The sequence below is a fragment of the Piscibacillus sp. B03 genome, assembly GCF_052246295.1.
Classification (GTDB): domain Bacteria; phylum Bacillota; class Bacilli; order Bacillales; family Alkalibacillaceae; genus Piscibacillus.
The window spans coordinates 1-13,646 of sequence record NZ_JBQQCO010000037.1 but is presented as its reverse complement, the minus strand read 5'-3'; the positions used below and the strand labels follow the sequence as shown (position 1 = coordinate 13,646).

Sequence of the window (13,646 nt, the reverse complement as noted above, 5' to 3'; positions counted from 1 at the left end):
TATTTGTTAACGAATCGATCCCAATGATTATGTTTATCAAAAAATATGCGTCTTAGAATATTATCCATACTAAAAAAATACCACAGAACAGCGTTCTATGGCACAATTTTTATACTTTCTTATCTTTAAAAAAAGCTTTTGCGCCTGAGCGCAAAAGCTTTTTCTTATTCCTCTTCTTTGTCATAAAGACGATCTAGAACTAATTCATAAGCATCGTTACCATAATTCAAGCAGCGCTTCACGCGTGAAATAGTCGCTGTTGATGCACTTGTTTCATCCTCGATTCGGTGATACGTATGACCTTCACGTAGCATGCGTGCTACATCTAGGCGTTGAGCTAAAGCCTGAATTTCGTTCACGGTTGCCACGTCATCGAAAAATCGATAGCATTCTTCAACATCTTTTAAAGTTAAAATCGCCTTGAATAATTGATCTAACTCACGTCCGCGTAATTTATCAATTTGCATGATGTAAATGCCTCCTTATTATTCGTAAGTTACGCCTTCATCTAAACCTGGAGATAATGGAATTACATTAATCCATGTCTTCCCTGGTGCTAATTTTGCAGGTTCTCCATCTATATAAGGTTTCATAAGCCCATCATCATTTCTCCATTCAATTGGCTTAATTTTACCTTTTTGAATTAAATACCCATTTCCGCCTGATTCACGGTCAATCGAACGTCGTAATGCATCGTCAATAACGCGATGCTCAGTTTCATAAACTAATATATTAGAAACTTCCAATGCTTCTTCTGAGTTTAAATCCGTTGTTTTAACACCATCACTGTAACGTGTGTAGCGCTCTGTTGCTTGGTCATAAACATATGAGACTTTTAAATTATCAAAATAACGGATTCTCACTTCATTGGCCGTCTCACCTTCAACCAGTTCATCGTCTGATAAGAAATCCCAAGATTCATGATTTACCTCACGCTCTAGGTTGTTTCGTTCAGCAATTTCATACGCATTCGGTAACATCACATATGAATTATGTGGAGCTTGTCTAAATGATTCACGTTTAAATAAGAACTGATCATTATCATAATACGCACCATTGATGTTATCCACCCAACCAGCGCGTAGGTCTTCTTCAATGAAATTCGCTGCTCCATGATACACATAAATCGCCTCATGCGCCTTGGCAGTTTCAATGTAGTATTCACGAGCACTTCGAACTGGTCCTACGATATCTGGAATATCACTATGATAAATCGCCAAAAGTCTTGTAATCGGACCCTCAGCTAAAAACTCATATACCATATCAGCATTAACTAGACCTGTTTGAGGCCTTGCTTTATTATGATTATTAACCATGACAGCCAAAGCACGATTAGTTGGCTCTTCCTCAGTCGCTAGTCCAGTTAGAGGGTAAGTGAATTCTGGTTCTTCTTCAACCTGCTCTTCTTCTTCAACTGGATCCTCGGCTGGTTCCTCTAATGGGTCCTCTGTTTCTTCTGGCTCCTCATTACTTTCCTCTGTACAAGCTGCCAGAAAAGTTAGTAGCCCCACTAATAATATTATAATCCACTTTCTCATATTCCACATCCCCTACTTTAATCTTTTTCTATTTTAACGCATTATTGCAGGAAAGAGTATGTCTTTTTTCAAAACATCCATAATCCCTACTGGCGTAATACGAATATACGGTAAATGTGTTGATGATAAAAATAACAACGTATAGACTGGGTCGCTATGAGCATAACCAAAGTCTTTTAATATTGTTTTCATCTCTTTCTCTTGTTCGATTAGCCTTTCCATTGAGGTATCAGTCATAACCCCTTTAATTTCTAAAGGTAATTCAAAAATAATTTCACCTTCATGAGCTAATACGATCCCTCCACCTAATTCTTGCATTCGATTAAAGGCTAAAGCCATATCTCTTTTACTCTTTCCAATTAAAATAAGATCACCAGTATTGGAATATGAGCTGACTAATCCACCGAGTTTATTGGTGAACCCTTTAAGGAAGGTCGATACTCTCCATTCTCCATCACGATCCATAAGCATGACGTATGCTTCATTTTTCGAACGTGCTAACATATTTTGATCGGCTTCCGATTTAATTGGGTAAGGCTTCATGATGACGTCATTAATCATTTCCATCCCAATTGGCATTGAGAACCTCAATTCATCAGGATCTAAATCCCAATCTAATTTCATCTTAGTCAAACTGAACTTCTCCCAATCGATTGAGCCTATTCGGTCAGTTGACTCACCATCCTTTAGGACCCATTCACCTTTTGCTAAAACTGAAGTAGGTGTTGGATTGTCTTTTGAAGGAATAAAATTAATGTGAGCAACACGACCAGGTGCGATGCTTCCAAATCGATGCTCTAATGAAAAGTACTTCGCTGCGTTGATCGTCGCCATCGCATAAGCTTCTTCGACAGGAACGCCCTCTTCTATTGCAATTTCGATACATTTATTAATAATTCCTTCTTCATAGAATGATGGTGTCGAACCATCTGTTGTAAATAAGACTTGATCCCAAACTGTTAAATCCATCTCTTTTAGGTCTTGTAATATTTTTCGGAGGTCCGGTCGAATTGAACTATTACGAATAGCTGCATAATAACCAAGTTCTAAACGACGGTATAACTCATCACCTGAAATAGATTCATGGTCTCCATCTGCACCAAGTAACTTCATTTTCGTTAATGTCTTTTTGGATGCCCCTGGAAAATGGCCTTCTACGACTTTTCTTAAACGTTTAGTCTCCTGCATCCAGTACAGTCCACGTTCATCTTCATGTAATATATCTGGCCAATTCGTTAGTTCTCCACCCTGAATCACTGCTTCATGATTCAACCATTCTAAAACTTCTTCGTCATCTAAGAAGTCAGCTTCATCGCGTAGCTCTGACTGTGAACTAAATCGTGCCCACCAAAACATTGAAACCGGCAGATTCTGCATTTCATCTAATAAAGAAAACGCTTTCTTTTGATTCAATAATAAAAGCCACATTAAGTTATCATTAACTAAAGTGGTTGTCCCTGTTTTTAGTGCATATTCAGCTAAAGAATGGGGATTATATAACTGAAATGGGTGAGCATGTGGTTCAACATAACCTGGTACTAAATATTGTCCTTTACAATCTACCACTTCCGTTTTATTCGGAATACGGTCAGGCATGTCATCACCTACATACACAATGCGATCTTCATAAATCCAAATGTTAGCTGTTAACCATTTCTTTAAATAGACATTTAAGTAGGTTGCTTGTTTTAGAATTTTTGTAGGTGCTAAATGGCCGTCGATGACTGCAACATGTTCTCGTAGTTGTTTATTTCGCCATCTATATAAATGTTCATTCATTAAAATCCCCCGTTTCAAAACAATCTATAGTTAAAATTTTAATACATTAAAACTTTGAAGGGAAGGGGTAAAATGAGAAAACAAAATATCGGGACAATCAATGCTTTAACTCGAATAACTGTAGGGTTATTTTTGCTTGTGTTTGGTGCTGTTAAATTGGTGAAGAGACCTTGGAACCAGAGTTATTGGATGATTGTCTTAATGTCTGCCATGAAAGTCGGCGAAGGTATTGTTCGTTATTGTCCTGTTACAGATGTGGTTCAACAAAAAGTGAACCACGAACAATCACATCAAAGTGAATCTAAGTAGTTAAAAATGCCCCTTACCGGGCATTTTTAACTTTAGTCCTCCATTTTAACCGCTTCAAATATAATTTCTTGTCTGACAGGTTCGGGATCGCCTTTCGTTTCTTTAAAAACTGGCTTTTCGAACCGTTTGATTGGCATATAACCATCTTTTTTAATTTGATCGACACAGGCATTGATTGACTTAAAATCACTCACTCTGTATTTTTTCTTCTTCACGTCTTAACTTACTCCCTCTTACTTTCTTAACCCAGAAACCTCCAAAAATTTGTCGAGGTTCATACGCAATGATAAACGCTTTCGGGTCAATTTCCTTAATCGTTTCATAAAGCATTATTTCATATTTTCTAGGGGTTAACACTTGAATGGCCAAGCGATCCCCTTCCATCCCATATGCATACCAGCTTGTTACACCGTACCCTTTTTCCCTTAACGTTTCTGTAAATGGAATATCAGGATTAGATGAAATAACATTAACGGTAATGTAACCAATCGCTAACTTCTCTTCAATCTTCATCCCTGAAATTACACCAATACCGAATCCTAACGCATAAGCTATTAGGTTCTGAATCTGATCAAGATTCTCTAGTACTAACCCTAAACCTATAGTATAGACGGTAATTTCAAATACACCAACGGATGCGGCAATATACTTTTTACCTTTTAAAGTGAAAATCATTCGTACTGTCAGCAACGAGACATAAACGATATTAACACTAAGAATGATTGCGAGCATCACGATGCCATTTTCCAACATATGGACATCACCTCTTTAATAATTGCTATTATATCAACTGTTCGCCCATTTGCATATGTTAATGAAGAAGAATTAATAAAGGATGATCACGAATGATGAATTCTTTTAAACACATGCATGACTGGCGGAAAAATATTGATCAATTTTTTGGAGAGCCTTTTTGGAACGAATTTGACAGTATTTTAAAACCGAACATACCACAAGTCAATATTTTTAAAAAGGATTATGAAATCATATGTGTCATTAACATTCCCGGAATTAATCAAATCAAACAGATTCAATGTGAAATAGATGGTTATCACTTACAAATTAAGGGTGACATCAATCTAGAGGCTCATGGTTATGAACTTATTCAAGAAGAAATAATACAAGGGAGCTTCAACCGGACGATTGAGCTCCCTTATAAAGTAAGAGAAGACAAGATTGATGCTCATTATGAACATGGGCTCGTCTATATTCAACTATTTAAAGACGTTCATGATTCCCGCCGTTCTAAATCCATTAAAATCAAAGAAGGCGACAAATAATTACTCAGTTAAAAAAACAAAATACAGAACAAAAATAACTAACAAACCATACATGATAGGATGAATTTCCTTACCTCGACCTTTTAATAACATTGTAAGTGGGTAGAAGATAAATCCAACGGCAATACCTGTCGCAATACTATACGTCAAAGGCATTGCAATCACAGTTAAGAAAGCTGGAACAGCAATCTCGAACTGATCCCATTCAATATTTCTTAAGTTCGATGCCATTAGAATACCTACAATAATGAGTGCTGGTGCTGTAACTTCTGGTGTAACAACACTTAATAATGGTGAGAAAAATAGTGCTAACAAGAATAGGACTGCTGTTACAATAGATGCAAAACCCGTTCGCCCACCGGCACTAACACCTGTTGTTGATTCAATAAATGATGTCGTTGTCGACGTACCAAACACAGAACCCGCTACGGTTGCTGCTGAATCTGAGAATAAAGCACGATTCGCGCGAGGTAGTTTACCATTTTTCATCATGCCACCTTGTGTCGCCACCGCCACTAACGTACCTGCTGTATCAAAAAAGTCGACGAATAAGAACGTTAGAATAACAATTAACATTTCAATCGTGAAGATTTCACTAAAGTGAGTAATCGCAGCACCAAATGTCGGCTCTAAACTAGGTACTGAACCAACGACGCCATTAACACCACTAGGTGGGTCAATTAAACCAACTAACATCCCCGCAATTGCAGTAATAATCATTCCATAGAAGACGCCGCCTTTAAAGCCTCTAACTAGTAAAATAACGGTGACAAACACACCAAAAATAGCTAATAAAGTACGTGGATCACTCAAATTACCTAGTGTCACAAACGTCGCGGGATCTGCTTCAATAATTCCTACATTCGTAAAACCAATAAATGCGATAAACAACCCGATACCAGCACCCACAGCCAGTTTCAAGTTATTTGGAATAGCATTGATCACTCTTTCACGTACACCTGTAACCGTTAAAACAATAAAAATTAAACCTGATGCTAATACCCCAGCTAAGGCTGTTTCCCATGGAATACCAAAGCCAAGTACAACTGTATAAGCAAAGAACGCATTTAAACCCATACCTGGTGCTAACGCAATCGGATAACGTGCGACTAACCCCATAATCAGCGTACCAACAGCAGCAGCTAAAGCTGTTGCTGTAAAGATCGCGCCTGGGTCCATACGTGTCATACCAGCTGGCAGGTCTTCAATATCAGCTAGCGATAAGACATTTGGGTTAACGAATAAAATATAAGCCATGGCTAAGAAGGTCGTTAACCCGGCCATTGTTTCCTTACGATAGTTCGTACCGTATTCGTCGAACTTAAAATACTTCTTCATTGTTGTTCCTCCCCAAGAAGAAACACCCTCGATGATCCAAAAAACTTCCCCTAGGATCCACAAACAAAAACAAAAAACTCCTGGCACAAATACCAAGAGTTTTTAACGAGGAAAATTGCAAATGACATCGTGAGTGGATCACAAACCACCACACGAAAATAATATATGCAATCCCCGTAGTCGAACCATTTACGGTGGCTCGGTAGAAACTCTTGGGCCATATTCCCAATATTATACGAGGTGTTTCATTTAATTTTTTGTACATTAATAATGTACACCCGTTTTAATCACTCGTCAAGCTAATATATCATTTACCAGACGATTCCATAGCTGATAGACTTCACTATGATTCTCTTTAATCGACTCTTCACGGTAGATGGCACGCTCATAGTAGGCTGTCAGCTGTGACATATTACCATGTCCAAACCAACGATCAACATCAACCGCAAATTCACGAAGCGTCTGGCCTTGCTTTAACATTAATCCTTTTTGGGCCAAGGCTTGAAGTAAGAATTGATAACCTTCTGTAAATGTATCTGTATCAGCGCTTTGTTCTAACTTCTTGCCTTTCCATTTACTCAGAATTCTTAAACGTTTTTTAATTAAAAGCCAGATGATTAACCCTAATAATACTGCACTACCGCCAATTAATGTGTATTTCATTGGTTTTGAAATAGACCAACCAGCAGCTGCCGCTCCACTCTCATCTTCCTGTTCGGCACCTTCATCTAGTTCAGGCATTTCAGTTTCTGGCTGATCTAACTCTAAATCCTCTTCAGAAGATGTGTTATCATCATCTGTATCACCGTACCTGAATGTACTTTGGTTATCGAAGCCAACGGTTGGTTCAAATGGGACCCAACCAACATTTGGAAAATACACTTCAACCCATGAGTGAGCATTATTATTGGTGACCTCAAACTCAGGCTGGCTACCTTCAAATAAATTCTCGCCCATTAAACGCTCGCCTTCGGTAAACCCTTTTACCCAACGAGCTGGAATATCAACGGCTCTTAACATGACAACCATAGAGGTTGAGAAGTTATCACAATAACCCGCTTGTGTTTCAAATAAAAACTGGTCGACATAATCTTCATCTTGTCCAGGAACTGCTACATCTTGTGTTTCATATAGATAACCATTGTTTGAGAAGAAGTCTTCAATGGCTTTGGCCTGATCATAACGGTTACCGTGTTCAGATGTAATTTCTTCAGCCAACCTCACAACGCGATCCGGTAAATCATCTGGCAGCTGTAAGTATTGCTCCATATCAGCATTATCTACATTCGTAACTTCCTTCATATCATTCACTGGGAATAGCGGTCGTTGAATGTCGATTTCGTATTGATCTGGTAAACTATCTTGCCCATTCACCGTTGATAATACCTCACCCGTAACCACATTCACGCCCGTACCCAATTCACCATTAGCTGAATTAACACGACTAGCACCATACGTATAGACTAGTTTATTTAATAGACCAGGCTCTACAAATTGAACTTCCGCAGACCCTTCTTCAAGATTGACAACCTCTGGATACGTATGAAGTACTTCTAACGACCCATTTGTCTGATCGAATTGACCATCTTGACTTCTGACCCAACCTTTTCCAGTGTACGTATCTTTTGTCTCAACCTTCCAATATTGAGACTTATTCGACTGTGCATAGAAAACGGTTGTATCGTCTTGCACAAATCCTCCACCGAGGCGCTCATCATTCTCGCCATAACCAATCTTTTGAACACCGACACCCGGTCCATCTCCAAAGCCACTTCCTTCTGCCGTGCTTTGAATGAATGGAACTGGGTCTGGCCAAATTGGATCAAATTTAGGTGACGCATAACCAATAATGGTACTAAAGCCAATGACTAATAATAAAGGTGCAATCCACATCACCATGGCTCGCATTGCTGGCATACGCATATTTTCTTTTTCTAAAAGGTGCTGCAGATACGCCACACCCATAATCGCTACACCGATAATAAACGCTCTAATAATAGCCGTACTCGCATCAAAGGTCGTAAACGTATCTAACACTGTTAGATAAACAAACGTAAACAAAATAAACGAGAATGGCTTTTTTCTGACCGCAAACCAATAATAAAGCAGATAACTTAACATCCATAATAGAATTAAGAATAGAAACGTTCTAAAGAATGACGTTAACGCGACCCACTCCATAGCTAGTAAATAAGATAGATTTAATTGAAGCTCTCCCCAAAATAGTGCAAACCAGTCTCTTGATAAGAAGGCTGGCTCAAAAAATAACTGATGCAGAACAAACAATAATCCAATTAACTTAATAGGAGAAACAATCCAAAAAGGTAGTAACGTAGCCGATAGAATAAAACATAATACAATATACATGACAAACGTCGATGTAAAACCAGTATTCGTTACTTCATCTAAAGGAGAAATCCACTCCAAAAGTAACAACATACTCCCGGCATACAATACGATTGATATCCATTGTTCGTTTTTCGCAATCTGCATTATGTGTTCACCTCAATCAATCGGCTAGTTAACTGATCCTCACTTAACCACGTGGCAATAACGCCCTCTTGTCTTAATTGAGCTAAAGCCTGACGCTCACTTGACGTTATGCTGTGCTTACTTCTAATTAAAATCAAACTCACTTTAGCATCCTGTTGATTAATTCGAGTCATCGTGTGGTGCAACTTAGAATCTAGTTGATGCGTCATCACGACAATATTACGATCTTTGGATATAAGCATGCCTTCTTTTAATAGTTTGGAAGAAAAAGGCTGCTCACTCTCTTCTAAACGCGTTTCAGCCAAAAAACGTGTTAAACGGTCTAAATCTTTACGTCCCCGTTCAAGTTGAATCTCATGTCGATGGTCGCCAATCGCAACAAATGACACCTTCCCGTGATCATCCATCGATTCACGAACGATTGAATTCGCAATCTCCACGCAACCTTCAAATGCTAACCAATCGTCCCTCTCAACCTGAATTCGATTTAAGATAACAGCTAAATCCTTATGCTTTTCCTGTTCAAACTCTTTAGTAACGAGCTTTTGCTTTTTAGCCGTTGTTTTCCAATCTAACCATGACACTCGGTCTCCAGGTGCATAGTCTCTCACACCAGATACTAGATTCGTATGGTTCGCTTTAATCGAATAGGCCGTTTGCTCACCTTCTTCAAAATAAGAGATATCATTGTTTAACCGTAATGACACCTCACGAGGTTCTGATAACACCTTAATCGGTGCTTGATAAACTCTTTCTTTTTTAACCAATCCTAAGAAATCTCCAGTGAGTAATCTTATCTCATTTAATTCATGTAACCCACGCGGGACTGACGTTATCTCATATTGATAGTTGATCTGACGTCTAAATCGAGGAAAAATAATCGTTTTAAACGTCTCATCTTTAAATAACGCACTTGGCTTTCTTAAAAATTGATATTTAAAATGACGCGTATCATTATAATTCATACTCTTTGGCAACTGATCCTCAATAATTAAAAATAAGATCGGTAACGGTAGGTGACTTTTGACTTTCACACTCACTTTCAATGAATGCCCCGCCTGAATATAACGCTTAGAAACATGACGCTCTACCTTTAGCCATGATAACGGATAAATCACAATTAACACGGAATACAACAAAATTGGTAAAAAACCAAAGAATAAAAACCAGCTCACAAATCCACCTTGAAACATTGCATATGAGAAGAGTATACCTAATAACAGGGCAACAAGAATGAAACGAATGATCGTTGAGAAAGGCTTTAACATACCTTAACCTCTTTCAATTGGCACGATTGTTTTACGAACAATGTCATCTAAAATAGTCGCAGCTGATTTACCCTCAAACTTCGCCTCAGACGATATGATGACACGATGCCCTAAAACATGTTTCATTAAGTACTTAATATCATCAGGTAATACATAATCACGCTTTTGAATGAAAGCATACGCCTTAGCCGCCTTCATTAATGAGATCGATGCACGTGGACTTGCGCCAAGATCAAGTAAAGGATGCTTACGAGTAGAATCAACTAAGTATACGATGTATTTCTTAATTGCTTCACTCACATGGACCTCTTTTACTTCTTCTTGGAGTTGAATTAAATCGTCTTGCGTCATCACTGGTTGTAATGTATCAATTGGATGTGTTGAAGTCGTACGGTTTAGCATTTGAATCTCATCATCAATTGAAGGGTAGCCTAGGTGGAGTTTTAATAGAAAACGGTCTAGTTGTGCCTCTGGTAGTGGGTATGTTCCTTCGTATTCAATCGGGTTTTGCGTTGCCATAACGAAAAATGGGCGCTTCAACTCCATGGTCGTGCCATCTACCGTTATATGCTTCTCCTCCATACTTTCTAAAAGTGCCGATTGCGTTTTCGGAGACGTTCGGTTAATCTCATCCGCTAATACGATATTACCTAAAATCGGCCCTGGGCGAAATTCAAAGTTCATTTCTTTCTGGTTATAAATCGAAACACCTGTTACATCAGATGGTAGTAAATCCGGTGTAAACTGGATCCGCTTGAAATCTAAGTTGAATGACTTCGCTAAAGCACGAACAAGCATCGTTTTACCGACACCCGGTACATCCTCAAGCAATACATGGCCTTCCGCCAAGAGAGCTAATAAGCTCAGTTCAATGGACTCTTTCTTTCCGACCATTACTTGTTCAATATTATGTAGTACTGATTCGATTTTGTTTTGCTGGGCTGTCATTTGTTGCGTCATTCCTTTCTACCTCCCACAAATTTCATATAATTCTATGATACTATAAAAGTTTAACTAATAGGTTAGCAAAGTATACTTATGAATCCTTTTGTTCTCTAAGTTTCTTCATGTTTTCACGATAATTTCGGCATTTTTCTTTAAAACATGTAATCTTAACGTCCTTAGGTAATTGGTCCTTAAATTTCTCGTAGCAAAAACACTTCCCCATGGTATACCCCTTATTTTAATAATCGCTACATTAACTGTAATATAATTTAAAAGATTTGTAAAAATTAGTCTAAATATTTTGTTAAAATAGGAATTAACTTATTACTTAAATTAAAGTACTAACAAACTTCGTTGTTGATTATTTGCTTAGTCAAAATGCTTCGCTTACCGCAGGCACGGCCTAAACTTCCCAAAACTCACTGCCGTTCTGGGGTTAAGGATGTTCGGCTAAGTTCGCAACGTCCTGCGCCTGCGATTATCCGGCGCAAACTTAAGCCAAGAAGTAATGCAAGTAGCATTTGTTGCAACGCCGAATTGACCCACATCCTGTGGCCCTCGGCTCGTGCTGTTCCCGCTGGAGTCGCCACCTACGCTCAACACTATTCTCGTACTGCTAAAAATTAATAATTTGAATTTATGACATATTTGATGACATCATTTAACGAAAACTGCGAAGACACAAGAACAACTATTTATAATGTGCTTAAAGTATGGCATCATTAATACAGAGAAAGCATTTAGGATTTTAAGATATGTAAGTTTAAAGGTGGGTATAAAGTGAATAAAGATCATGAATCTCCTGAAGAGAGAAGAGAAAGGTTTAGACAAGAAGAATTAAAAAACCCATCAAGTAGTGTACACGGGAGTAATCTAGCTGATTTAGTCGGCGGTTCAAATTGGAAAGTTACAGGCTCACTAATACTTATTGCGATATTAATTTTCCTCATTTACGCGATCTTTTTTAGGTAAACTAAAACGCTCAGATTCTACTTTGAGCGTTTAACAATCACAACTATTCGTGATCAAATTTTGCGAAAAACGTAAAAGCATAAAGTGCTGCTATTCCAACTAGTGAGTAAATAATTCTTGATAGGGCTGAATCTTGACCTCCAAAAATACTTGCCACTAAGTCCCATTGGAAAAGTCCAACTAATAACCAGTTCAACCCTCCAACAATTAATAATACAAGTGCAATAGAACCTAAACCTCTCATGCTGTTCCACTCCTTTGAAATGTTATACATGTTGCTTATTGAATTTTATGTGGACGAACATGGTAAATAAGCAATGTTTTTTCATATTTATGTAAAAAAGGCTCTCCACTTAAGACAAGTGAAGAGCCGTATAATTCAAATAACTTTTTTAATTTGGCGTATTACATCATGCCCGGCATTTTATATTATAAAGTAACATTGTGTCTGATAAATGCCAAAAGTGCGCCATAATGGGTTTTATCATTTTATCCAAGTCACATCATAAACCCGTTTTTTATGACTTTTGACTGGATTGCGTTACTTTTACGTTACTTATTCTCATTGCTTTTATGATGTATTTAATTATAAGATAACAATTATGTTGAGGATTACATCTTAAATGTCTTAATAAGTGGATACCGATTATAATTATTCGTCTTGTAGTTCCCTATGAGGAAGTTATTAACAGCAATTAATTGTTAATATAACGCTTCTAATATATACTAGTGCCAAATTATTGCAAACCATAATATTCTAGTGGGCATGAGATGAGGTCTATTTATTAAATGAGAATCTCTGATATTTTTTTAGCTTATTTGACTTAAAATAATCTCAATACTTGACCAATATTTTTCATTAAGGTTTGAAAGATAATAAACCTCTTTATCCCTATTAATCACCAATCCACTAAAAATCTACTTTATCTTCTGTTATAAAATTCAAAAATTCTTTTCCATAAGGAGTCAGTTGAATATCCCCAACCTTATTAGGGTCATTAAGCATATCCATTTCACCAAAATAAGTAGGTATTGCAATTAATCCTAAGGTTACTAATTTATTATCTATACGCTTAGTAATTGCTATATTATTTTCAAGAGGAAATTCTTCAGAGATAGGTCTATAGGAAAGGATTGATAACCTTCTAAAATCCATATACCTTATACTGCGAAGCGTATCAAAATGGGTTAATAAAATTGACTCTTCATGCTCTTCCTCAATAAAAACATTTAAAAATCCATTTAAAATTAGGTTGAATTTTGCGTCCTCATGTTCTTCAATCATATCACTTAATACTATAGGAAATATTCTTTCAGTTATGTACTCATTTGCCAAATTTGTCTCTGCCATAAGCTTAGAAATATTATTTATTTTATAACTTTCTTCTTTTAGTCTTCTTTGAAACCTATTCATTTTAACATTCTGTAATACAGAACCTAAATAAGGTATATATTCAAAACTTTGCTCAAATAACATTTTTACTTCTTCATTTACTATTTTTTCTTCCAACCATTGTAATTTCAAAAAGTATCACCTTCTATCCCTTTGATAAGCAGAATATAAAAAACTTGCTAATATTCATTCCAGCCTGCCTTATAGAGAGTATAAAATATTTTGTGTAAATGATTTTTAGAACATAGAAAAAGGAAGACCCTTTTTGTAGAATTAAGTTAGCCGACAAAATTCACAGAAAAGAGGTCTTCCCTATGAACCATGTTACTAC

At 37.2% G+C, this 13,646-nt stretch carries 14 protein-coding genes and 1 riboswitch; of the genes, 3 read left to right on the top strand and 11 right to left on the bottom strand.

Annotation, left to right across the window (positions count from 1 at the left end):
* Window positions 1-164: 164 nt before the first annotated feature.
* The 3 genes from ACTWQB_RS15980 to ACTWQB_RS15970 are packed head-to-tail and all read right to left on the bottom strand — an operon-like array spanning window position 165 to window position 3,317.
* On the bottom strand, window positions 165-467 hold the full coding sequence (locus ACTWQB_RS15980) for a YerC/YecD family TrpR-related protein (RefSeq protein ID WP_443140179.1): 303 nt from the start codon (window positions 465-467) through the stop codon (window positions 165-167).
* Between the two features lie 18 nt (window positions 468-485).
* Window positions 486-1,538 (bottom strand): DUF3048 domain-containing protein, encoded by a 1,053-nt coding sequence (locus ACTWQB_RS15975; protein WP_443140178.1) that lies wholly within the window; start codon window positions 1,536-1,538, stop codon window positions 486-488.
* A 33-nt stretch (window positions 1,539-1,571) separates the two neighbouring features.
* Window positions 1,572-3,317 carry an adenine deaminase C-terminal domain-containing protein gene (locus ACTWQB_RS15970; RefSeq protein ID WP_443140177.1) on the bottom strand — a complete coding sequence of 582 codons (1,746 nt, stop codon included), beginning with the start codon at window positions 3,315-3,317 and terminating at the stop codon, window positions 1,572-1,574.
* Between the two features lie 72 nt (window positions 3,318-3,389).
* On the opposite strand from ACTWQB_RS15970, the gene ACTWQB_RS15965 reads away from it, so the two are divergent.
* Window positions 3,390-3,626 (top strand): YgaP family membrane protein, encoded by a 237-nt coding sequence (locus ACTWQB_RS15965; RefSeq protein WP_443140176.1) that lies wholly within the window; start codon window positions 3,390-3,392, stop codon window positions 3,624-3,626.
* A gap of 32 nt (window positions 3,627-3,658) precedes the next feature.
* Here ACTWQB_RS15965 and ACTWQB_RS15960 read toward each other — a convergent pair whose 3' ends face one another.
* A complete protein-coding gene (locus ACTWQB_RS15960) occupies window positions 3,659-3,820 on the bottom strand; it encodes an NETI motif-containing protein (protein ID WP_443140175.1) in 162 nt (53 codons plus the stop codon).
* Entirely contained in the window at window positions 3,813-4,379 is a 567-nt protein-coding gene (locus tag ACTWQB_RS15955) for a DUF2179 domain-containing protein (protein ID WP_443140174.1), read from the bottom strand. The genes ACTWQB_RS15960 and ACTWQB_RS15955 overlap by 8 nt, the downstream gene beginning before the upstream one ends.
* 92 nt (window positions 4,380-4,471) lie before the next feature.
* Here ACTWQB_RS15955 and ACTWQB_RS15950 point away from each other — a divergent pair, with 92 nt between their 5' ends.
* Window positions 4,472-4,906 carry an Hsp20/alpha crystallin family protein gene (locus tag ACTWQB_RS15950; RefSeq protein ID WP_443140173.1) on the top strand — a complete coding sequence of 145 codons (435 nt, stop codon included), beginning with the start codon at window positions 4,472-4,474 and terminating at the stop codon, window positions 4,904-4,906.
* Here the strand turns inward: ACTWQB_RS15950 and ACTWQB_RS15945 are convergent, their stop codons facing one another.
* The 4 genes from ACTWQB_RS15945 to ACTWQB_RS15930 form a co-directional block, all read right to left on the bottom strand.
* The gene (locus ACTWQB_RS15945) at window positions 4,907-6,244 is read right to left on the bottom strand and encodes an NCS2 family permease (RefSeq protein WP_443140172.1); all 1,338 of its coding nucleotides are present in this window, start codon (window positions 6,242-6,244) and stop codon (window positions 4,907-4,909) included.
* A gap of 157 nt (window positions 6,245-6,401) precedes the next feature.
* Window positions 6,402-6,503, bottom strand: a riboswitch (purine riboswitch).
* A gap of 35 nt (window positions 6,504-6,538) precedes the next feature.
* Complete coding sequence (locus ACTWQB_RS15940) at window positions 6,539-8,737, bottom strand: transglutaminase TgpA family protein (protein WP_443140171.1); 2,199 nt, start codon at window positions 8,735-8,737, stop codon at window positions 6,539-6,541.
* On the bottom strand, window positions 8,737-10,005 hold the full coding sequence (locus ACTWQB_RS15935) for a DUF58 domain-containing protein (RefSeq protein ID WP_443140170.1): 1,269 nt from the start codon (window positions 10,003-10,005) through the stop codon (window positions 8,737-8,739). The genes ACTWQB_RS15940 and ACTWQB_RS15935 overlap by 1 nt, the downstream gene beginning before the upstream one ends.
* A 3-nt stretch (window positions 10,006-10,008) precedes the next feature.
* Window positions 10,009-10,965, bottom strand: coding sequence for an AAA family ATPase (locus tag ACTWQB_RS15930; RefSeq protein ID WP_443140169.1), 957 nt, complete (start codon window positions 10,963-10,965; stop codon window positions 10,009-10,011).
* Between the two features lie 765 nt (window positions 10,966-11,730).
* Between ACTWQB_RS15930 and ACTWQB_RS15925 the strand changes: the two genes are divergently transcribed.
* Window positions 11,731-11,922 (top strand): DUF6366 family protein, encoded by a 192-nt coding sequence (locus tag ACTWQB_RS15925; protein ID WP_443140168.1) that lies wholly within the window; start codon window positions 11,731-11,733, stop codon window positions 11,920-11,922.
* A gap of 43 nt (window positions 11,923-11,965) precedes the next feature.
* Here the strand turns inward: ACTWQB_RS15925 and ACTWQB_RS15920 are convergent, their stop codons facing one another.
* Together ACTWQB_RS15920 and ACTWQB_RS15915 are read right to left on the bottom strand one after the other, a co-directional pair.
* Window positions 11,966-12,166, bottom strand: coding sequence for a DUF378 domain-containing protein (locus tag ACTWQB_RS15920; protein ID WP_443140167.1), 201 nt, complete (start codon window positions 12,164-12,166; stop codon window positions 11,966-11,968).
* 666 nt (window positions 12,167-12,832) lie between these two features.
* Window positions 12,833-13,447 (bottom strand): hypothetical protein, encoded by a 615-nt coding sequence (locus tag ACTWQB_RS15915; protein WP_443140166.1) that lies wholly within the window; start codon window positions 13,445-13,447, stop codon window positions 12,833-12,835.
* Window positions 13,448-13,646 lie beyond the last annotated feature (199 nt).